This window comes from Marinovum sp. 2_MG-2023 (assembly GCF_030548265.1).
Lineage (GTDB): Bacteria > Pseudomonadota > Alphaproteobacteria > Rhodobacterales > Rhodobacteraceae > Marinovum.
On record NZ_JAUOSD010000022.1, the window covers coordinates 13,580 to 36,292 of the forward strand.

Annotated in this window: 18 protein-coding genes; 15 read left to right on the forward strand and 3 right to left on the reverse strand. The window is 56.5% G+C overall.

The genetic code is table 11. The features are described from left to right. The first annotated feature begins 78 nt into the window (after positions 1–78). The 4 genes from Q4577_RS19130 to Q4577_RS19145 all read left to right on the forward strand — a co-directional run bounded on the left by Q4577_RS19130 (position 79) and on the right by Q4577_RS19145 (position 5,735). Positions 79–1,074 carry a hypothetical protein gene (locus Q4577_RS19130; RefSeq protein ID WP_303471906.1) on the forward strand — a complete coding sequence of 332 codons (996 nt, stop codon included), beginning with the start codon at positions 79–81 and terminating at the stop codon, positions 1,072–1,074. A gap of 92 nt (positions 1,075–1,166) precedes the next feature. Continuing rightward, positions 1,167–1,970 (forward strand): nucleotidyltransferase domain-containing protein, encoded by an 804-nt coding sequence (locus tag Q4577_RS19135; RefSeq protein ID WP_303471907.1) that lies wholly within the window; start codon positions 1,167–1,169, stop codon positions 1,968–1,970. Between the two features lie 1,440 nt (positions 1,971–3,410). Further along, positions 3,411–4,862 (forward strand): xylulokinase, encoded by a 1,452-nt coding sequence (gene xylB / locus Q4577_RS19140; protein WP_303471908.1) that lies wholly within the window; start codon positions 3,411–3,413, stop codon positions 4,860–4,862. A gap of 42 nt (positions 4,863–4,904) precedes the next feature. Beyond that, entirely contained in the window at positions 4,905–5,735 is an 831-nt protein-coding gene (locus tag Q4577_RS19145) for an aldo/keto reductase (RefSeq protein ID WP_132248323.1), read from the forward strand. A 21-nt stretch (positions 5,736–5,756) separates the two neighbouring features. Here the strand turns inward: Q4577_RS19145 and Q4577_RS19150 are convergent, their stop codons facing one another. Beyond that, the gene (locus tag Q4577_RS19150; RefSeq protein ID WP_132248321.1) at positions 5,757–6,659 is read right to left on the reverse strand and encodes a LysR family transcriptional regulator; all 903 of its coding nucleotides are present in this window, start codon (positions 6,657–6,659) and stop codon (positions 5,757–5,759) included. 122 nt (positions 6,660–6,781) lie between these two features. Between Q4577_RS19150 and betC the strand changes: the two genes are divergently transcribed. The 11 genes from betC to tal all read left to right on the forward strand — a co-directional run bounded on the left by betC (position 6,782) and on the right by tal (position 20,678). After that, entirely contained in the window at positions 6,782–8,308 is a 1,527-nt protein-coding gene (gene betC / locus Q4577_RS19155) for a choline-sulfatase (RefSeq protein WP_303471922.1), read from the forward strand. Between the two features lie 10 nt (positions 8,309–8,318). Next, entirely contained in the window at positions 8,319–9,041 is a 723-nt protein-coding gene (locus Q4577_RS19160; protein WP_303471923.1) for an SDR family oxidoreductase, read from the forward strand. A gap of 30 nt (positions 9,042–9,071) precedes the next feature. Next, the gene (locus tag Q4577_RS19165) at positions 9,072–10,121 is read left to right on the forward strand and encodes an NAD(P)-dependent alcohol dehydrogenase (protein ID WP_132248315.1); all 1,050 of its coding nucleotides are present in this window, start codon (positions 9,072–9,074) and stop codon (positions 10,119–10,121) included. Between the two features lie 94 nt (positions 10,122–10,215). Next, positions 10,216–11,193 carry a tripartite tricarboxylate transporter substrate binding protein gene (locus Q4577_RS19170; RefSeq protein WP_303471927.1) on the forward strand — a complete coding sequence of 326 codons (978 nt, stop codon included), beginning with the start codon at positions 10,216–10,218 and terminating at the stop codon, positions 11,191–11,193. Between the two features lie 72 nt (positions 11,194–11,265). Further along, positions 11,266–11,724, forward strand: coding sequence for a tripartite tricarboxylate transporter TctB family protein (locus Q4577_RS19175; RefSeq protein WP_303471930.1), 459 nt, complete (start codon positions 11,266–11,268; stop codon positions 11,722–11,724). A 9-nt stretch (positions 11,725–11,733) separates the two neighbouring features. Then, the gene (locus tag Q4577_RS19180; protein WP_303471932.1) at positions 11,734–13,242 is read left to right on the forward strand and encodes a tripartite tricarboxylate transporter permease; all 1,509 of its coding nucleotides are present in this window, start codon (positions 11,734–11,736) and stop codon (positions 13,240–13,242) included. A gap of 49 nt (positions 13,243–13,291) precedes the next feature. Further along, the gene (locus tag Q4577_RS19185; protein WP_303471935.1) at positions 13,292–14,797 is read left to right on the forward strand and encodes a sulfatase; all 1,506 of its coding nucleotides are present in this window, start codon (positions 13,292–13,294) and stop codon (positions 14,795–14,797) included. A 29-nt stretch (positions 14,798–14,826) separates the two neighbouring features. Then, entirely contained in the window at positions 14,827–15,783 is a 957-nt protein-coding gene (locus Q4577_RS19190; protein WP_303471938.1) for a formylglycine-generating enzyme family protein, read from the forward strand. Positions 15,784–15,803: 20 nt separating this feature from the next. Then, complete coding sequence (locus Q4577_RS19195; protein WP_303471941.1) at positions 15,804–17,612, forward strand: SulP family inorganic anion transporter; 1,809 nt, start codon at positions 15,804–15,806, stop codon at positions 17,610–17,612. 73 nt (positions 17,613–17,685) lie between these two features. Further along, positions 17,686–19,737 carry a transketolase gene (gene tkt / locus Q4577_RS19200; protein ID WP_303471944.1) on the forward strand — a complete coding sequence of 684 codons (2,052 nt, stop codon included), beginning with the start codon at positions 17,686–17,688 and terminating at the stop codon, positions 19,735–19,737. Next, positions 19,734–20,678, forward strand: a complete 945-nt coding sequence (gene tal / locus Q4577_RS19205) for a transaldolase (RefSeq protein WP_303471947.1) — start codon at positions 19,734–19,736, stop codon at positions 20,676–20,678. Before tkt ends, tal begins: the two co-directional genes overlap by 4 nt. Before the next feature lie 216 nt (positions 20,679–20,894). Here the strand turns inward: tal and Q4577_RS19210 are convergent, their stop codons facing one another. Next, a complete protein-coding gene (locus Q4577_RS19210) occupies positions 20,895–21,623 on the reverse strand; it encodes an SDR family oxidoreductase (RefSeq protein WP_303471950.1) in 729 nt (242 codons plus the stop codon). Between the two features lie 174 nt (positions 21,624–21,797). After that, complete coding sequence (locus Q4577_RS19215) at positions 21,798–22,691, reverse strand: LysR family transcriptional regulator (protein ID WP_303471953.1); 894 nt, start codon at positions 22,689–22,691, stop codon at positions 21,798–21,800. Positions 22,692–22,713: the final 22 nt, after the last annotated feature.

The window sequence follows — 22,713 nt, forward strand, 5'->3', positions numbered from 1 at the left end:
CCTGCTTTGTCAATTTGGTGCAGGCGGCCGATACAGGCGGGGAAGCAGCACTCAGCAATAGCTACAAGAGACCGAGCGATGACCCAGATGATTCGACCAGCGACACCCGACGACATGCCGCGCCTCGTCGAGCTACTCATGCTGGATGCGCAGGAACGCCATGCAGAGGATGCGATCCTCTGGAAGATGGCAGACGACGCGCCCACGCAGATCGAAAAGGCGCTGACGTTTGCGCTGACGGCCGAGCAACAACCCTTTCAACAGTTTTGGCATGTCGCGGACGATGGGGGTCAGATCACGGGTGTCATTCATGCGATGATATTGCCGGTCCCCCCAATCTATGCAGGCTCGTTCGGCGAGCCGGGACTGATCCTGCCCGACTCCTTCGTTGCAGCCGATGCACCAAGCGGCACTTTGGAGGGTTTGTTGGCCGCAGCCGAGGGCGCACTTCACGAAGCCGGTGCCAGGATCAAACTGGCATCCTTCGTCACAGGCGAAATCTGGAGAACCGCGTTCGAGAAAGGCGGTTATGAACCTCTCACGCTTTATCTGTCACGCAGTGACCTTGGCGATCAGGGAATGCCCGCCGGTGTTCGACAAGCGACGGAAAACGATGTTTCAGGCATCGTTGCACGCAGCGCCGAGAACCGTCAGGTTCTTTTCGACATCGATCCTTTCTGGGAAATCCATCCCGAAGCTGATCCACGCTTTTCAGCTTGGATGACGCGGAGCCTAACGCTCCGTGATCGGGACATGATGGTTCTGGGCGCGTCCGAGGACTTACAGGGCTACATCATCGCACAGCCCGCCTCACGGTTACATTTTCCTCCGGCCCACGACATCACAGGGACGGGTGTGATTGACGACTACTATCACCTCGATCTGGCCAACCCGGCGGCACTTGACCGAGGCGCTCAAGCTGCGAGCGTGCTCTTGCGCGCCGCCGAGACAGCGTTTGTCAACCGTGGCATGGGAGCCGCATTTGTCGTCTGTCCGGCTGGATGGAAGTCCAAGATCGAGTTGTTGGAATCTGCTGGCTACGAGATCGCAATGGTCTGGTCCATCAAGCGGTAGCACCAGCCATACCGCTCCAGTTTCTGCGCGCCGCTGAGGCTGTTTCACGTCGCTGAAGTGCGAACGCCTGTGTCAAATGAGAGGAAGAGTTTATGCAGTCAGAACACGTCATTGAGGCAATTAGCAACGCACTATGCGATCATTCCGCGGTTCGCGGCCTTTTCCTGAGCGGCAGCTTCGGCAACGGGCGGGCAGACGCATATAGCGATATCGACTTCGTTTTGGTGTCGGAACACGGGCCCACCGACGAGGTTGCGGGAGCGTGGAAGACCGCCGTCGAGCGCACCGGCGACATCGTGATGTGCTGGGATCGAAGTCCCCGCCCCGCGCTGATCAACGCCATCACCGCAGACTGGACGCGCACCGACGTGATCATCCTGAAGCCCGAGCAGTTCGCGGCCCACAGCCAGGCGAGCCTGAGACCTCTTTTTGATCACGATGGTCTCTATGGCCAGTTACCGAAAGAGCAGCTGCGGCGGCAGACTTCTCCTGCGCATCTGTTCCGTCAGATCGAAGAATTCATCCGCATCCTGGGGCTTTTGCATCTTGCAGCGGGCCGCGAAGAATACATCAACGGTGTCGCGGGCATCTTCCACCTGCGCACCAAACTCATCGAGCTGCTGGTCGAAGAAACGGCTGCACCGGATCGAGGCGGAGCGCTTCACTTGAACCGCCTGCTCACAGATGAGCAGAAGGCTTTGCTCACCGCCTTGCCCGCGCCGGTCGCCGAACGGGAAGCGATGATCGCAACACACCTCGCCTATGCAAAGGCCTATCTGCCTCGCGCCCGCACACTCGCGAAACAGCGCGGCGTAGACTGGCCGGAACGGTTCGAAGCCGCAACTTGGGAAAAGTTGAACCAGGCTTTGGATGTCGAGCGGCCCTACGAATTGTAGAGTTGGGTTCATCAGAAGATAGCTTCTTAAGGTACATCGCACTTAGCACGCCCAAACAGCTGACAATCGCGGCGATGCAGAAACCGAGAAGTATGGTGCAGGTTTCGCCGCAAATGTCACGAACGGCCACTTTGGACAAAAACCCCTGGTCACAATGTGCGGGACAAATACGGTGGATTGCGCCGGTGACAGAAACGTACGAGTTTTGACCACCTGAGGCGCATAGCAGACCTTCATCGGCGATCTGATGACGGTCGGGAGTGCGGACGGACCTGCCGTTCGCTGCGACTGCGGCATCGCTGCCGCAATCGCAAAGGTACTACAAGTTTCTTCAGGTCAGCCGACCTTCGCTGCGGTCGCGAACCGGTAGGACAGGTGCAGAGAAGCAGACATTCAGTCTCCGTCGAACACTCGCTACGTTTTGCACGGCCGCCAGCCGACGGAGAGCCATTTTTTTCGATTTCTGCGGTTGGAGTGATCCGCATCTCAATTCCTGGTCAGTAGGAGATTTACAGTGCACTTGTGAGGGTCTGGATCGCCAAAAACCAAGTAAGCGCACTTTGGCGGTAACCTACCCTCGATCCGCGGCACCGAATAAATTACCTCCAACTGGAATGACGGTAACAGTGTCATCCAGCCTTATGCAGCCTGGCTTCGGATGAAACATTCTTGTCTCGGCAGGAATCACCATTCCGCACTGCAGCTTTTCATCTGCGTCAGCAGTTTGCCAAAAAAACTTTGTAGCAGGTGACGCTCTGACGGGTGTGGAAGCAGTTTTCGAACCATATTCAGGTGGGTTTTGTCGCCGATCAGTAGTTCGATGAGCAGCTTTTGGTTCCGACGTTTAGCTATGTTTTTCAAACGATTGACCGTCAAATTTGGTTCGACCCAAACCCAACGCGAGACTTTGGAAACGAAGCTCCTAATATAACTGTTTTTCATATCCCCATGAAAATTTCGACCTTCTTAGAATAGCAAAGGCTGTAATATAGATGTGATGTAATCGGCGATTCGCAGGTTGGGGAGCCCACCGCTGTAACCGGTCTGCTTGCCGACAGGGGTTAGACCGTTAAACTCGGAGGAGACACGCGAAAGGAACAAGACGCAACCTGTCTTAGGGCTCGGTGTAATTCAGCCAGCACCATCGTTGCGGGGTTGAATAACCCCGAGCGCGATTGTTGCCGTGATTTATTACCATCCGGCCACGCAACGATCTCACTCAGTGTCGAGCATTTCGGCCAAACCGGCTCCTTCGGCGATCATACTTGTCGTTTTGGTTTGGACCGACATGCGTCACGGATTCGGCGAGCGGGTTAACAGGCGGTCGGAGGCCCCGCGGGATAGGCCAAAACGAATTGGTTGCTCCGAAAAATCGGTTGCCTCAACAAAACCGGTTCCTTTGGGAGCCCTGCGGATACATATCAAATTGAAGGACATTAAATGACATCTTTGGGAATCGACGTTGGCACATCCGGCTTGCGCGGCTTGCTCATTGGCGAAGATGGCGGGGTCGTAGGATCCGCCGAACGCAGCTACAGTGCAACCTCCAGGCAGCCGGGTTGGTCTGAACAGGACCCCGCCGATTGGATCGCCGCACTGAACGAAACTGTCGATGAACTGCGTCAGAAATTTCCGAGTTTCAGCCAATTGCGCGGGATTGGTGTGGCGGGCCACATGCACGGCGCGACGCTGCTTGATGCAGCCGGGGAAGTCCTGCGGCCTTGTATTTTGTGGAACGACACGCGGTCACATGTCGAGGCCGCCAGATTGGATAGCACAGACGGTGTTCGCGCGACGTCGGGCAATATTGTCTTTCCCGGTTTTACCGCGCCAAAGCTCGAATGGGTGCGCAAACATGAACCGGAAACCTACGCCAAAGTGCACAAGGTCCTGCTGCCTGCGGCCTATCTGAACTATTATCTGACCGGTGATTTTGTGGCGGATATGTCTGACAGCGCCGGAACATCTTGGTTGGATGCCGGGGAACGGGCTTGGTCGGGTCACCTGCTCAATGCGAGCAACATGCGCCTTGATCAGATGCCAAGGCTTGTTGAAGGCAGCGAAGCCGCAGGCACACTGCGTGCAAAACTTCAAAGCGATTGGGGGCTGGACGGAGCTGTCACCGTCGCGGGTGGCGCGGGCGATAATGCCGCCTCTGCCTGTGGTATCGGCGCGCTCAACGAAGGACAGGGGTTTGTGTCGCTTGGCACCTCTGGCGTGTTGCTTGCGGCGCGCGATGGCTATCGGCCCGCACCGGAAACCGCCTTGCACACGTTTTGCCATGCTGTTCCGGATCGTTGGTACCAGATGGGGGTCATGCTTTCTGCAACCGATAGCCTGAACTGGCTGTCCCGCATGGTTGGCAAGAAGCCCTCGGAATTGACCGCAGCCTTGGGTGAGACCATTCAGCCGCCTCAGGACGTTCGGTTCCTGCCATATCTGTCGGGCGAACGAACACCGCACAACGACCCGGAGATCCGGGGAAGCTTTACAGGGTTGTCCATTGCAACGACGCAAGAAGACCTGACGCGCGCGGTTCTGGAAGGCGTGGCCTTTGGGTTAAGAGACAGCTTTGAGGCCCTGAAGGCGACAGATGCCAAGTTGACGGATGTGTTTGCAATCGGCGGCGGAAGCGCGTCACGCTATTGGCTGCAAGTGATCGCGACCTTGATGGATATGCCGTTGAAATTACCTGGGTCCAGCGAATTTGGCGGTGCCATGGGGGCCGCAAAGCTGGGCCAAATCGCGGCGACGGGCGCGCCGGTTGAAGGGGTAATTTCGGTCCCTGAGGTGCAGGCCGAGATCGAACCAGTGCGCGCATTGAGCGATGCTTTTGAGGAGAAATATCAGGCATATCGCCGGGCGTACGGGGGCATTAAAGCCATACAGTAAACACAGGGCAATCCAAGGGTTGCTAAAATTTGGAGACAGCGAATGAACTCTATTCCCAATCTGACGATGGCTGATGGGCATACGCTGCCGCAAATCGGTTTTGGCCTGTGGCAAGTCGAGTCAGGCGGTGCGGCTGATGTCGTTCGCGGGGCGCTGCAGGCTGGGTACCGCCTGTTGGATGGTGCCTATAAATACATGAACGAAGAAGCGATGGGCGAAGGGCTGCGCGCGTCCGGCATTCCGCGCGACGATGTATTTGTGACAACCAAGGTATGGAACAACGAGCACGGCAAAACCGCTGCCCGGGCGTCTGTTGAACGTAGCCTGCGCCAGATCGGGGTTGAGCAACTTAACTTGTGCCTCATTCACTGGCCTGTCCCGACACAGGACCTGTATGTCGAAACCTGGGAAGCATTGGTTGCGATGCGCGACGAAGGGCTGATCGCATCCATTGGGGTTTCAAACTTCAATGAGGACCATCTGGACCGCTTGATCGCCGAGACCGGCGAAAATCCAGCCGTCAACCAGATCGAAGTGCATCCGCAGCTGCAACAACCTCAGATGCGGGCAGCAAATGCACAACGGGGGATTGTGACCCAAGCCTGGACGCCGCTTGGCAATGGGGCGTCCTTCGAGGCTCCACCGGTGGCGGATGTGGCCAATCGAACCGGCAAAAGCCCGGCGCAGGTGATCCTGCGCTGGCATTTCCAATTGGGCCACGCGTTTTTGCCACGGTCGTCAAACCCTGAACGGCAGATTCAAAATCTGGATATTTTCGACTTCGAACTGACAGACGCTGAAATGCAGAAAATGAAGACGCTCGATCTTGGGATGCGCACCGGGCCGGACCCCTCTGTGTTCAAGATGATGTAGCTTGGCAATCACGCGTTAGGGCTAAGGATTCGACATCAGATCAACAAGGTGACCAATGGGCCCGTTGTTGTATTCTTCCGGCTTATAGACGACGGCCGAGTCTAGGTCCCACATCTCCAACGAGTTTGACGGAATGCGGAACAAGCCGAACTTTTCGGCTGTCGGACCAAAGTCGTCTGGCAGCACGACAACATTGTCGCTCATGCTGGCGAGGCTGAGGATCGTCGCCATCGAGCCGCTTCTCATTGGGATTCTGGGAAGTGCAACGCCCTCTGCCGCACAGGCTTCCGCAACGCTGGCAGCAAACACTTTGTTGTTAAAGAATCCCATCCACGGAAAGTCAACGAGGTCGGCGAGCGAAACGCTTGGCTTTAGCGTCAAAGGGTGATCCGATCTGACATAGGGCCATTGCCGGACCGGGGCAAATCGGCGATCCTTGAACCCGTTCGGAAGCTGCGTATCCGCGATCTCACCTACCGCAAGGTCGATGCGCCCAGCATCCAGTTCGTCGAGAAGTAGTTTCATCGGCGCGGTCATCAAATCGACGGTGACATTCGGGAAATCGGCAAGCATTTGATGCAGCACGCGGGGCATGCGCAGCCAGCTCCACATGGGGCCGGCCCCTATCCGGATATTCCCGCTGAGACCTTGATCGAAACTGGACATGCGCAACAGGGATTGGCGGGTTTGCGCCTCTATCTTGATGGCACACTCATAGAGCTCGCGGGCCGCAAGAGTTGGCTCCAACCCGCGGTTCTTTCGCTCAAACAGGCGGATACCAATGTCGTCTTCGAGCCGCGACAGGCTTTTAGACATTGCGGGCTGCGTCATGCCCACGGCGTCCGCTGCGTGTTTCAGGTTCTTTGTCTCATAGGTCGCAACAAAATTGGAAAGGCATCGGTCGTCGAGATAGCGTATTGGCATTTCAGCACCTGAACTAAATTTCAGTTATTACTGTATGAAATTTTAGACGTTTTAGGAAGGCCTTAACGCATGTAGGTTTGGAGAAACCGCCTCGGTCGCGGAAATTTTTTCAGGGGGAAAACATGACCAAAACCAGCCAACCCAATATTCTGCTCGTCATGGTTGATCAGATGTCGCATTTTGTGCTGCCGATCGCGCAGCCGGAATACAGAACGCCCCATCACCAAGCCATTGCACCCAATATTGCCGCATTGGCCAAAGGTGGCATGACGTTCACGGATTGCTACACCGACTCGCCGCTCTGCGCCCCTGCACGGGCGTCGATTGCCACCGGAATGCACGTTCGCGAACATGGCGTTTGCACCAACGGTGACGAATTTCATGCATCAACGCCCACCTTCATGCACAGCTTGCAGGAACTGGGATATCGCACGACGGTCTCGGGCAAAACACATTCCATCGGCCCCGACCAATTGCACGGTTTCGATGATCGCCAGACAACCGACATCTATCCGTCTGATTTCATCTGGCAGCGCGACTGGTCGCAACCGGTTCAGCATGACCCCGGCACATCGGTCAAAAAGCTCTCTCAATCCGGGATCATCCGCACATCCATGCAGATGAACTATGACACCGAAGCCAAGAACCGCGCGGTTGAATTCATGCAGGAGCACGTGCTGAACACCGACAATCAGCCGTTCATGATGATGGTGTCCTTTACCCAACCTCATGAGCCGTTTCAGGCGCTGAAAAAGCACTGGGATCTTTACGACGGTCAGGAGTTCGACGCACCAGGCCCCGAGTCGCGCGGCGAAGGCGCGGATCATCCCTACAACAAGGGGCTGGAGATCTATCACGGCATCAACCTTGATCCCCCAAGCGATGACCGCATCAAGACTTCGGTGCGGGCGCATCTGGCCATGATCAGCCAAATCGATGATTTCCTTGGCGAAATGATGGACGCATTGGATCGGTTGCAACTGACCGAAGACACGATTGTTGTGTTCACCAGCGACCACGGCGAGATGCTGGGCGCCCACCAGATGTGGTTCAAGCGTTCCTTCATGGAAGAAAGCGCACATGTGCCGCTTGTGATGTCATGGCCGGGCAAGATCAAACCGGGTGTGTGCTCAGAGCCTGTCAGCCACGTCGATATTGGCCCGACACTTGTAGATATGGCGGGTGGCACACCGGCGACCGTCAGCGTGAAATGGAGCGGTGACAGCCTGAAGACCATGTTGCTTGACGGTCAAGACCCCGACTGGCGTGGCACGGCCATGGTGGACTATTGGGGCGACGGGACGAACACGCCGATGATGGTTCTGCGCGAAGGCGATTTGAAACTCGCCTATTTCATCGATTATGAGCCGGTTTTGTTCAATCTGCGCGAAGACCCATACGAGATGACAAATGTCGCGTCGGACCCGAAATATGCGGATCAGATGGCATCAATGATCGCCAGGATGACGGACGGTTTCGATCCGGCTACCTTCAAGGAAGAACAGATCAGATTGCAAAAGAACCGCATGATGATCCAGCGCGCACGCCTGAAATCTGACAGCGACAGGCTCGGCTGGGACTATCAGCCCAAGCGTGACCCAGGCAAGCAATACGTGCGTGCGGCTGTCAATGTCACTCCTGCTAAATGAGGCATCCGAAATGACTCTGACAGGTAAAATCGCGATCGTAACCGGTGCCGGAAAAGGCATCGGTCGGGCAACAGCAGTACTTCTGGCAGAACGCGGCGCCGAGGTTGTCGCGATCAGCCGAACCCAGGCTGATCTGGACGGGCTGAAGGCCGATATTGGCGGGCGCTCGATTGCCGCAGATCTGGGCAGTGCCAAAGGTGCCCACGCAGCAATGATCGAGGCAGGACGCGCGGACTTTCTGGTCAATTGTGCCGGTTTGAATGTTCCGGAAAGCCTGCTGGACCTGACGGATGACGGCTATGATCGGGTGATGGATATCAACCTGCGGGCTGCACTTATCTGCATGCATCACTTTGCCAAACAGGCGGTTGCGGCGAAAACCGGTGGTGCGATAGTGAATGTCACCAGCATTTCTGGGCACCGCGGATATCCCAATCATTTGGCATATGCGGCATCCAAGGCCGGGCTTGAGGGCGCAACACGGGTGGCTGCAAGTGAGCTTGGCGAGCATGGGATTCGCGTGAATGCGGTCGCGCCCACGGTGACAACTACCCGCCTGGCCAAGGCATGGCTGATCCCCGAAAACCGTGATCGGATGATGGAGCGCCATGCAAGCGGGCGCTATGCCGAACCAGAAGAAGTCGCCAGCGTGGTGGCCATGCTACTGACCCCGGATACAGCGATGATCACCGGGGCTGTAGTGCCGGTTGATGGCGGGTTCCTGGCGCTTTGACACTCTCAAATTAAAAGGCAGTACGACGAAATGAAATCTCTGGTCCTTGAAAAAGTAAACGAATTGTCTCTGCGTGATTTCCCGATCGAGAAATCCGAAGAGGCGCTTGGCGCGCATGATGTGCGGATCAAGATGCATACGGTCGGAATTTGCGGCTCGGACGTGCATTATTATACCCACGGCAGCATCGGCCCCTTTGTCGTCAAAGACCCGATGATCCTTGGGCATGAGGCATCCGGTACGGTGATTGAAACCGGTTCGGCTGTTTCGACCCTGTCCGTTGGCGACCGCGTATGCATGGAGCCGGGTATTCCGGACCCAAATTCAAAGGCCACGCGCCTTGGCATGTACAATATTGACCCGGCCGTCAGATTCTGGGCGACACCGCCGGTTCATGGCATCCTGCGTCCGACCTGTGTTCACCCCGAGGCGTTCACATTCAAGTTGCCCGATGCTGTCAGTTATGGCGAAGCAGCGATGGTCGAACCTTTGGCTGTCGGTGTGCATGCCGCCACAAAAGCGCAAGTGAAACCCGGCGATATTGCTGTGGTTTTGGGAGCGGGGCCGATTGGCCTTGTAACTGCTCTCGCCGCAATCGCGGCAGGCTGTGCGCGGGTCTATGTGACGGATATCGTTGATCGCAAACTTGAAATCGCCGCCAGCTTGCATCCGGCCATCACCAGCGTGAACGTGGCGTCGGAAAGCATCGCAGATCGGGTGTCTAGGGATACCGGCGGCTGGGGTGCCAACGTCGTGTTCGAGGCCACGGGTTCGCCCCGCGCGGCCCAGGGCATTTTTGAACCGCTCTGCCCCGGTGGGTGTGTGGTTTTGATCGGCGGACAATCCGAGCCCATCGCATATGACGCCGGCGCCGCCATGGTGCGCGAAGCGCGGGTCGAGAACATTTTTCGCTATGCGCATGTGTTCCCGCGCTGCGTTGACATGCTGGCATCCGGCACCATCGACGTGAAGCCACTGATCACTCGGACGTTTGAATTCGATCAATCGGTTGAAGCGTTCGAAATTGCGGCATCCGCTCCGCCATCTGATGTGAAAATGCAAATCCTGTTGCCGCAATAGGGTTTGGGTCAACCGACTCGAGCCAAAGACGATAGCCGGCCCGTTACAAGAGCGGGTTGGTTGAAACTGGAATAGAAAGTCAGGGAGGAAACCAATGACGTTTTTCAAAACACTTATGGCGGCCGCAGTCGGTTCGCTTGTCACTTTTACCACCGCAGCGGTGGCGCAGGATGACTATCCGAACAAACCGATCACACTTGTGGTCTCGTTCCCGGCTGGCGGCAATGCCGACATCATCGCGCGGCTGAATGCCGAAGGTCTGAGCCGGGAACTCGGTGTGCCGGTCAATGTGATCAACGTGCCCGGGGGCGGCATGATCCCGGCTGTGATGAACGTCCTCGAAAAACCGGCAGATGGCTACACGCTCTTTCGCTGGACCACGCCGTCGGTTGTAATCGGTCCGCTTGTCCGCAAAGCGCCCTATGATCCGATGGCCGACATGACCCCGCTTTTTGCGGATGAAACGGTCGCAAACGCGCTTTATGTCAGCGCCGATTCTGAGATCGAAACGTTTGAACAATTCATCGAGGTTGCCAAAACCAAAAAGATGAAGATGGGCGTCAACAACATCGGTGCGCCGCCCCATTTGTCGGCAGTGCAATTGGGCCAGGAATTCGATCTGGAATTCAACAATCTGGTCATGAAAACTGTACCGGCAAGCCTTCTGGGTCTGGTCGGTGGTCAGGTTGAGGTGGCCGTAGGACAGGTCGGCTCCTTCAAGACAATGGGCGATGAAATCCGTCCGTTGGTGATCCTTGATAACGACCGCAAGGATTTCTACGAACGCGATCTGCCGGGTGTCCCGACAGTGGGTGAAGTGTTTCCGGGCAAGAACGCAGCGACATGGATCAAGGGCGGAATTGCGGTCAAGGCAGGCACCCCACAAGCCGTCATCGACAAGCTGGTTGCAGCCAGTGAAGCGGCCTTTACCACCGATGAATTCATTGCGCAGGTCAACAACCTGACAGCTTACAGCTGGGTTATCGGTGTCGAGGACACGACCGCGACAATTCAGGAAGGCATCGATCTGTACAAGCCGTTTCTGGACCAGCTTGGTCTTCTTGCCAAATGATCGGCAAGCCGGTCTGACACAGCCGCGGGCAGCGATCTGCCTGCGGTTCTCAAAAAATCGGGAGGGGTTATCATGCTATCGCAACGCGTTGCAAATATTGTATTTTCTGTTCTTTTGTTGGCGGCTTGCGGCTACTTTATCGACGCCGCGATTGGGTTTGATGACCTTAGTCTTCCGGGGTCGACCCAGCTTTCATCCAAGTTCTTCCCGATCACCATTCTGCTGTTCATCGCGGGCTGCTCGGGGATCGTTCTGGTGCAGTACATCCTCGACAAGGGCGATGGTTTGCGGTCCGACGAAACAGTTTTCCTAAGCAAGATGAGCGCTTTGCATGGTCTGTTGACCTTCGCCGTGATCGTTGGCTGCTACCTGATCTGGCGCAATTACGGCTTTGTTCCTGCGGCACTGGTCCTTGGACCGGCGGCGGCGCTGGCCATGGGCGTGCGCAAGCCCGCCATTTACGTCGCCTTGGTGGTGATCAGCATGATCATCTATTTCGCATTCACCCGGCTCCTGGCCGTTCAACTGTAGGAGACAGTCATGTTTGGTGGTTCTGAAGCAATCCTTGCAGCCCTCGCATCGCTGGGCGATCCTACCACGATCATGTTGATGGTCGGCGGCATCACGCTGGGTATCATCATCGGCATCCTGCCCGGACTGGGCCCGCCCATCGCCATCACCATCGCCCTGCCATTCACGTTCTACATGGACGCGGTGCCGTCGATCATTCTGCTGCTTTCGATCTATTCCGCGGCTGTCTACGGAGGCTCGATTTCGGCCATCGCCGTGGGGATACCCGGCACTGGGGCAGCGATCGCAACCGTAATCGACGGTCACGCGATGTTCAAAAAGGGCCGCGGCGGCGAGGCGTTGGGCCTGTCCCTGACGGGGTCGATCATCGGCGGCATCTTCAGCGTCATATGCCTTGCCTTCATTGCTCCGCTTCTCGCACAGATTGCGATCAAGTTCGGGCCGCGCGAGTTTCTGGCAATCAGCATCTTCGGGCTTGTCGTAGTTGTGCGGGTCGCTGGCGAGAACCTTTGGAAGGGGCTGGCAATCGGGGGTGTGGGCATTTTTCTGACGACATGGGGGTTGGACGAGGTCAACGGGACCGAGCGCTATACCTTCGGCTCCTACCACCTTTACGAAGGCATTCCCTTTGTCGCCTTCCTGGTTGGTGTGTTCGCCCTGTCCGAAGTCATGATAAACGCTGAAACCGCGCTCAGGAAAGTTGATTTCGACAAGTCGAGCCTGTCGGTCAAGCTGCCCGGGATGAAGACGCTGGCAAAGCTCAAGGGCACGATCATGCGGTCTTCTCTTCTTGGCACGGTCATCGGCATCATTCCGGGAGAAGGGGCCGCTGTCGGCGCGTTCTTTGCCTATTCCGAAGCCAAGCGCAGGTCCAAGAACCCGGAGGCATTTGGTACGGGTGAGCCCGAAGGCGTGATCGCACCGGAAACCGCGAACAATGCCACCGTCGGCGGCGCTTTGGTGCCGACACTGACGCTTGGCGTGCCCGGCAGCCCCGCTGCAGCGGTTCTGCTTGGGGCATTCCTGATCCAGGGCCTTGCGCCCGGACCGCGGCTTTTTGCCGAACGCCCGGATCTGATGTACTCGATCTTCATTGGCTTGCTGATCATCAACGTTCTGATGATTTTCATTGGCCTGATTGCCATTCGATTTGCCGCGCAGCTGATCAAGGTGCCGACGTCGGTGATCGTGCCGAGCGTCGTGCTCCTGTGCTTTGTCGGGGTCTTCAGCGTCAGCAACAGCCTGTTCAGCGTCGGCGTCATGATCGCATCGGGCTTTCTTGGCTACACGATCCGAAAGCTGGGGTATTCCATCGCGCCGCTCAGTATCGGCTTTGTGCTTGGCCCCATTCTGGAGCTGTCGTTGCGCCAGTCGGTGCAGATCAGCGATGGCAGTCTGCTCGAGTTCTTCGCAAGCCCGATAGCGCTTGGCATCTACGGCGTCCTTGCCTTGACGATCCTTTGGGGACCGATCCGCGCCCGGGTGAAAAAGCCGATGGAGGGTGTCGACGACGCCTGAGGCGTCCCGAAAACCACCCGTATGCCTTGGATAAATTCAGGAATGCACAATGACCGATACCGCTAAGAAACACCCCAATATTCTGATCATTTACCCGGATCAGATGCGTTATGACACCATGGCCTGCAGTGGGAATCCGGTGATCAAAACGCCAAACATCGACCGTCTGTCGATGGAAGGCGTGCACTTTTCCGAGGCGTACACCTCTTATCCAATCTGTTGCCCGTTCCGTGCATCCATGCAGACAGGCAAATATGCCCAAGGCCATGGCATGGTTCAAAACCATTTCCCGTTGCGCGGTGATCAGACGTTCTTGGCGGATTGCCTGAAAGGTGCAGGCTACCGCACAGGCTACATCGGGAAATGGCATCTGGAAGGCGGACCAAAGCCGGGTTTTGTGCCGCCCGAACGCCGGTTCGGCTTTGAGCACTTTGTCGGCTTTAACCGTGGCCATGATTATCAGGGCTCGATTTATTTTGACGATGCCGGACAGGCCTATCATTCAAAGCGTTACGAGCCAGACTACCAGACCGATCAGTTGATGGAATTCATCGACACCGCCACCAAAGCGGATGATGGCAAACCGTGGTTTGGCTATGTCAGCTATGGCCCGCCGCATTTTCCGATGCAGATGCCCGACCACCTGCGCAAGATTTACAGCGCTGACGAGGTGCCCCTGCCGCCCGGTGTTCCCAACGCCGCATTGCAAGAAGAGTTCCAACGCATCCGTAGCGAGCAATATTGCAAAGGTGACCCGCGCAGCCCGCATAAAAGCCACGCCGCATATGATAAAAAACCCAAAGGCGAGCCCGAGACAGAGGCCGAAATTCGTCAGTTTATCGCCGAATATTACGGGATGATCCACAATGTGGACTGGAATGTGGGGCGCGTTCTGAACCAGTTGGATGCGCTTGGAATTGCCGATGATACGATGGTCATCTTCCTCAGCGATCATGGCGATATGTTGGGCCAGCACGGGTCATTCTGCGGGATAAAATGCGAAGGCTACAGGGCGGCGATGCATGTGCCGCTGATCATTCGCTATCCTGCGCGATTCAAACCGCACCGGTCCGAGGCAATGGTCGATGTTGGCGTCGATATGATGCCAACCCTATTGGATCTTTGCGGGATTCCAGGGCCGGATGACATGCACGGGATCAGCTATCTGCCGGTTCTGGATGGCACGTCGGATCAGCATCGCGACACGATCTGGTTTCAGGTCTTTACCCAGGACGACGGACAGATGGGGGAATTCACGCCCTATGCGCAACGTGGCGTGCGCACCCGCGACTGGCTTTACGTCCGTCACAAGGACCGTCGCGTGATGCTCTACGATCAACGCAATGACTATGACGAGCAGAACAATCTCGTCTACCGTCCCGAGCATAGCGCTTTGATGGATGATTTCGACGCTCGGATCGCTGCACATATGGCGGCGACCGGCGACGATTGGGACATGGCCGCAAATTTTCCGCCACCGAACTTTCTGAGCCACGCAGAGGCGAAGGACTATCTTGAGAACGTCCTGCTTCCAACTGCAATTGAAGTTCCCTGAAATCCAATCCCTGGAAGGGTTGATGTCTGATGACCGAGAGCGAGAAAAATGGTTCAAGTGCGTGCTGCGGTCCCGCTCGGGTAAGCGACGACCACGCGCTTGGGCATCAGACCTTTCCCACCAGCAATGACTCCGCCGAACACGATATCGTCGACATTCCGGGCGGGACCGGGTTTCTTGGCACAGACAGGCCGGAACTTGCGATTGATGGCGAGGCCCCTTTCCGCCAAAGCAAGGTCAAGCCATTTCGGATCGACGCGACGACGGTTACGGTTGCTCGCTTTGCCGCATTTGTTGCCGCGACAGGCTATGAAACCGAGGCTGAACGGCTGGGAGATTCATTTGTTTTCAGGGGGTTCCTTTCCGGAAACGCATTGAATGCGCCATCCGTTCCAGGTGCGCCTTGGTGGCTGATGATTAAAGGAGCCACTTGGCGCGCCATTTATGGCCCCGGTTCCGAAGCGGATACCAAGCCTGACCATCCCGTCGTTCATGTGAGCTGGAATGACGCAAATGCCTTTGCGTCCTGGGCTGGTGGCAGACTGCCGACAGAGGCCGAGTGGGAACATGCTGCACGCGGCGGACTTGGCGATATTCGTTACCCTTGGGGTAACAAAGAGCCCGACGATACCAACTACTTTCCGTGCAACATCTGGCAAGGGCGCTTTCCGGACAAAGACTTGGGCCGCGATGGATATATCGGCACTGCACCCGCGCAGTCATTCGAGCCGAACCCTTATGGTCTTTTCAACATGGTGGGTAACGTCTGGGAGTGGACATCCCAGCCTTTCACCGTTCGGTCGCTCAAGAAGTCAGTGAAACGCGCCCATAGCGGTAAAGCCGGGTTCAAGATCACCAAAGGCGGATCGTTTCTATGCCACCCAAGTTATTGCTATCGCTATAGAATAGCCGCGCGCAGCGGGACTTCTCCTGACAGCGCTATGTCACATCAAGGGTTCAGGTTGGTCTATGATGTCAACGCTTAACACCCAGCGAAGTGCATAAGATGGATACCCGTCAACTCACCGCCAATCTCAGCCTGAGACGCCCCTGGTATGGGGCAGTAAATCGCGCCACGTTGAAAGACGATGCGGTTGCAGGGCTGACCAATGCCGCAATCGTTTTGCCACAAGGCGTGGCCTTTGCCGTTATTGCCGGTCTGCCGCCGGAATACGGTTTGTTCACGGCGATGATCACCCCGGTTATCGCGGCCATTTGGGGCACCTCAATGATCATGGTGTCGGGGCCGACGACGGCGATTTCCGCGGTCATGTTTGCGACCCTGTCTCAGATGGCCCCTGCCGGAACACCGATCTACATTCACATGGCATTGACCCTTACCATCATGGTCGGGCTGTTTCAGTTGCTCGCGGGTGTCTTTCGGCTTGGCGGTCTGATTTCTTTCATTTCCCATTCCGTCATGGTCGGGTTTACCACGGCCGCAGCACTGTTGATCGGTGCCTCACAGATCGGTGGCGCGCTTGGTATCCAAACCGAAGGGGGCGGTGGTGTCGTCGAGCGCATATGGCAAGTGGCCGAGCACTTGGAGGGCTTCAATCCTGTCGCCTTGCTGATCGCGGGGGGAACGCTTGCGACGATTGTCATAGTCCAGAAAATCAACCGCAAACTCCCGGCCTACCTTTTTGCGCTGGCTGTCGGGGCGGGCTTGGGTGAAATCCTGAGCGCGCGCACCTTGGGCATTGCGATGTTTGAGAGCCTGCCTTCGGTGATCCCAAGCCTGAGCATACCCGAAACGTCTGTTTCTCAGGTTGTTTCGCTGCTTCCGAGTGCGGTTTCCATTGCGTTCATCGGTCTTCTGGAAGCCATCAGCATCGGACGTGCATTCGCAATGCGGCGACACGAGCGATATGATTCAAACCAGGAGATTATCGGCCAGGGGCTGTCCAATGCCGTGGCCGGCTTTTTTCAGGCCTATGCCGGGTCCGGATCGTTCACACGGTCTGCCTTGAACGCGGAAAGTGGTGCAAAAACTCCGATGTCTGCCATCTTTGCGGCGGGCTTTTTGTTGATCATGTTGCTAGTGTTGGCGCCTTTTGTGGACCGGATTCCCAAGCCTGCGATGGCCGGGATCATCATCTTTGTCGCGTGGCGTTTGATCAATTTCGCGGAAATCCGGCACCTGATCGCGAACAGTCGAAGCGAAACGCTAATCCTGCTGCTGACCTTTGTAACCGGGGTCGCTACCGAACTTGAAAATGCGATTTTTGTCGGCGTGGTTGCTTCGCTTGCTGTCTTCTTGCACCGCAGCGCCCGCCCGCATGTCGCGGTGCTTGCGCCGGTCATGTACCATGGTCGCCGTTTGATGCGCGGCGTACCATTTCATAATCTCGAGCAGTGTCCGCAAGTCCTTGTGCAGCGGCTGGAAGGACCTTTGTTCTTTGGCTCGGTCGAGCATATTGAACGTGAATTTCGCAGATATGAAACGGCCTATCCGGGGCGAGATTACAAGGTCCTCGCTTTGAAAGGGCTGGGCAAGATTGACTTGTCGGGTGTGGATTTGCTGATGGCAGAGGCTCTGCGCGCACGCAAGAACGGCGGGGATTTCCACCTTGTCGTCGCGTACATGGAGACAGTGCGCGCTTTGGACGAGATGGGTCTTTTTGACGTGTTGGGCCGTGACCATGTCCACCCAACCAAGGCCGAAGCCGTCGCCGCAGTCGTCGCACAAGTGCGCGACAGTATTTGCCGGGACTGTACAATCCGGGCCTTTTCCGAATGCGGTGACAAGCCAGCACCAGAGGGGGCCGACAAACAGAAACCGCCCCCCGAAATTGAACAGATTTATCGGTTTTAGCGATCGCAAAAGTCGCGTCAGCATTCTGCAATATCACAAGTCCAATGATCACCCCAATCAGGGAAGACCTAATATGAGCGAACCAGAAAAAGCCCAGTTGAGTTCCAGTCAGCTGAGAGTACAAGCAAATGTCATTCGTGGGTTGGCGATTGATGCCGTGGAAGAGGCCGGGCACGGCCATCCCGGTGCTGCCATGGGAATGGCCGACATCGCGGCCGTTCTTTATGCGAAACATCTGCGGTTTGACGGGGCCAACCCGGATTGGCACGATCGCGACCGGGTCATTCTGTCAAACGGACATGCTTCTATTTTTCTCTACTCACTGCTCTACCTGACAGGGGTGCCGGGAGTCGAACTGGATGATATCAAAGCCTTTCGCAAAGCCGGATCCAAGACGCCGGGGCACCCGGAAGTAGGACATACGCCCGGTGTGGAAGTCACAACCGGTCCGTTAGGACAGGGGCTTGGGATGTCGGTCGGAATGGCGCTGGCTGAACGTCGTTTGCGCGACGAGTTTGGCGCCGACGTCTGTTCGCACCGAACATGGGTTTTTGCCGGGGATGGTTGCCTTATGGAAGGCGTAGGCCAGGAAGCGGCATCTCTGGCCGGGCATCTAAGGCTGGGGCATTTGAACTTGCTCTATGACATGAACAGCATCACCATCGACGGCAGTACTGATTTGTCCTTTTCCGAGGATACAGCGGCAAAATTCAAAGCACTTGGATGGCATGTTGTGACGGCCTGTGGTCACACACATGATGAAATTGATGATGCTCTGGCTGCCGCTATCGCGGAAACGACGCGCCCCTCAATCATCCTGTTTCGGACAACCATTGGCTTTGGCGCGCCGACAAAATCCGGCACATCGGGCGTGCATGGATCAAAGCTTGGGTCAGATGAGGCGGCTGCCGCAAAAGCGGCTTTGAATCTTCCTGCTGCGAAATTTGAAATACCGGATGATCATTTGGCGACGTGGCGCGCCTTTGGCGCCAGAAATGATGCCGAACACAATGCGTGGCGCAACAGGTTGGCGCAATTGCCAAAGGATACAGCGGCGTCTTATGACCGACGGATGTCGGGGCAGTTGCCGGACGATCTGGGTCAGCTGGCCCAAGCCACAAAGGCAGATTGGGCGCAATCAAAACCCAAAGTCGCCACGCGAAAAGCGAGCCAAATGGCGCTGCAAGTCCTGACCACACATTTGCCCGAGATGATTGGCGGGTCAGCCGACCTTTCCGGATCGAACCTGACAAAAACGACCGCGATGTCGACCGTGTTCAGCGCAGAGGGATCAGGGCGTTACGTCAACTATGGCGTCAGAGAGTTTGCCATGGCCGCAGCAATGAATGGCATCGCCATGCACGGCGGATTTGTGCCCTATGGCGGCACGTTTCTGGTCTTTTCCGACTACATGCGCAACGCGATCCGTCTCTCTGCCTTGATGCAGGCGCGGGTCATTTACATCATGACGCATGACTCGATTGGATTGGGTGAAGATGGTCCAACGCACCAACCCGTTGAGCACCTTGCCAGTCTGCGTGCCATCCCCGGACTTCACGTGTTTCGCCCGGCAGACGCCATCGAAACGCTGGAGGCATATGAGACGGCGTTGACGCTGAATGCACCGTCGCTTTTTGCGTTGTCGCGTCAGGGCACGCCAGCATTGCGCACCGAAGCTACCGCAGAAAACATGGTTTCCAGGGGCGGTTATCTCATTCGCAAACCGAGCGGAAAACGCGACCTTACAATTCTGGCGACCGGCACAGAAGTCGCCATCGCGCTGGATGCGGCAGAACAACTCGCCAGGGAATCCTTCGAGGTTGCGGTCGTATCGCTCGCCTGTTGGTCCCTGTTTGATGCGCAACCCAAAGCCTATCGCGATGAAATCCTGGGCGACGCGCCAAGGATGGCTGTCGAGGCCGCGAGTTCATTCGGTTGGACACGTTATGTGGAAAGCGAAGATCACGTCATCAGCGTTGATCGCTTCGGTGCCTCGGCAAGCGCAGAAACCCTTTACGAAGAATTTGGCATCACGGCGCAGGCCATTTCGGATAAATGCCTGCGCCTTCTGAACAATCATCGCGCACAGAAATCTGTGCAGTGTCAAACGGGAGAGCTCGCATGAAAAGCGCATTGGAACAACTGCAAGAAATGACGGTCATCGTGGCGGATACGGGTGACGCTTCGCTCGTGAAACATCACAAGCCACAGGATTGTACGACAAACCCGTCATTGGTGCTGGCGGCGTTGAGCGCAGATGACGCACAGGACCTCATTGCATCCGAAGTCGCGACGGCCAGGAGCCGGGGAATGGATGTCGCGACCCTGTGCAGGACGTTGACCGTTGCCATTGGTGCAAAACTCACAACATTGGTTCCGGGCAGGGTTTCAACCGAGGTGGATGCTCGGCTATCATTTGATGTCGAAGGCTCCATTCGTCAAGCAAATGAGATTGTTGAAGACTATGCAAACCGCGGCGTCGGCAGCGACCGCATCCTGATAAAGCTGGCGTCGACGTGGGAAGGCATTCGCGCCGCAGAGCAGTTGCAGAAAGCCGGAATTGACTGCAATCTCACGCTTCTTTTTGCCTTAGAGCAGGCCAAGGCTTGCGCTGATGCTGGTGTTTTCCTGATCTCGCCCTTTGTCGGTCGGATCACCGATTGGTACAAAAAGGCAACCGGGGTTGAAGACTATCTGCCTGAGGAAGACCCGGGTGTTAAGTCTGTTCGGGGGATCCATGAGTATTACAAATCACACGGAATCAACACGATTGTCATGGGGGCATCTTTTCGCAACACTGATCAGATCAAGTCCCTAGCAGGCTGTGATCGTCTGACCATTGCACCCAAATTGCTTGCGGAGCTTGGAAAAGACACGAACCCGGTCCCGAGGATGTTGAACGAGCTGTCAGCTTCGACAGAAGAAAACAAGACGGTTTTGCGCGAATCTGACTTCCGCTGGGGCATGAACCAAAGCGCGATGGCGACCGAGAAACTGTCCGAGGGCATTCGCAATTTCAATGCTGATCATCAAAAGCTTCTTGGGTTGCTCGCACAAAAAATATAGGCGACCAAGCGGTTTTCTAACCCAAGCAACCGGCCTGATGGCCGGCAACAAGGCCCAGACGTAGTGATCAGATGTGCTGTCGTCAGGGGTTCCCGCCGGCACGGGAAAATCCCCTGGCTGACAGCGCGCAAAAACTCCGATGTCGATGTTCTGCGAGACAGCTCTGGCACCGCATGTCCGGTGCCAGAGGCAAACGCCCGGTCCGAAAATGATTGATCAGATGTCAAAATTCGTGGGCAAAACCACGATGTCGCGAATGGTGATGTTGCGTGGCCTCGACAGCATGAAGACTATTGCCTCCGCCACATCGGACGGGTCGATAAGACTACCGTTTTCGCGTGCCTTTTTCAGGTTTTCTTCAGGCCAGTCGGCCAGCAACGCCGACACCACCGGACCGGGGGAAACCTGACCGACCCTGATCCCCTTTTGGGACAATTGACGTCGCATGATCTGTACAAAACTGGTCATCGACCATTTGGACGCCGAATAGACTGGCTCCCACCCGTTGGCAGCGTGCCCGGCGATAGAGCAAGTGACAATGATATCGCCCGCACCACGTTCCGTCATATGCGGGATCACGTCATGCACATTCTTGATCACAGCATTGATATTGAGGTTCAACATCCGGTCGATCGCGGCTGATGTTGTTTCAATCAAATCCCCGCCGATATAGCTTCCTGCGTTGCAGTGAAGGATGTCAATCTGGCCGGTCTTTCCCAGAATTTCAGGCACCATGGCAGCGCAGCTGTCGGGATCAAGCAGATCCGTCACTTGCGCCAACGCCCGTCCGCCCAGTTGGTCGGTTTCCTTTTTCAATGCGGCCTGATCACGATCTACCAGCACAACCATCGCGCCTTCCGCAATCAGCGCCTCGGCGGTTGCCAGGCCAATTCCCGAAGCCCCACCAGTGATTACTGCGATCTTTTTAGAAAAATGCCCGGCCATCCGTTTCTCAATAAAATGGTCTCCGCGTCTTACCATTTCGCCAGGCATTCCATGAACTTCATAATAATCATGAAGGAATGAATCATTTTCATCCCAAGAAATTCTACACGCGGTCGCATGGGGGACGGGAAACAGGAGACAGTGTGACGTGCCAAACGGCAGAAAGGTCGGCGGCTACGATTCCCGTGCAATCATCGCGTTGCCAATTGCGGTTGCCAACGCCCGGACACGCCGCGGCTGGGCACGACCGGGCGGGAACATCATCTGGAGCGGATTGGCCGGCGGTGCATAGCCTTCCAGGAGGGCGACAAGTCTTCCGGCCTCCATATCGGGTGCCACATCGAGTTCCGATTTCAGAATGATGCCACACCCTTCCAAGGCCCATTGCCGTACCAAAGAGCCGTCGTTGACAGTCTTGTTGCCGCGCACGGTCACGGTTTGTGGCTTCTTGTCGGTTCCAAAGCGCCACACATTGTCCAGGGTCGTCCCGAACCGCATGATCAGGCAGTTGTGCTGGGCCAGATCGGCCGGCTTTTGCGGCGCGCCATGCGCATCAATGTAGCTAGGTGACGCGCAGACAATCCGTCGGAAATGGCCCAGATTTCGCAATCGCAACGTGCTGTCGGTGATCGTGCCAAACCGCAACGCCAGATCAAACCCTTGCCCGACGATATCCACATAGCCGTCCGACAAAAGCAACTCGATTGAAATCGCGGGGTTTTCGGTCGTAAAGCGTGAGATGACCTCCGACACGATACTGCGGCCAATGTCGATTGGTGCACTGACCTTGATTGGCCCCGAAAGGGTATCGGCCCCGTGGCGGATACGCGTTTCGAGATCTTCGATTTCTCCCAGCACCAGCTTCGCCCCGCTCAACAGTGTTCGCCCCTCATCGGTCAGGCTGAGTTTGCGCGTCGTTCGGTTGAACAGCACAACGCCGTAATGCGCCTCGAGGGCGGCCAGTCGCTCCGAGACCGTGGTGGTGGACAGCCCGGCCTCGCGCCCTGCGGCAACAAGGCTGCCCTTCTCGGTGATGGTCAGAAACAGGCGGATATTGTCGATCAGCATTAAACGGAATTCTCGGATTATC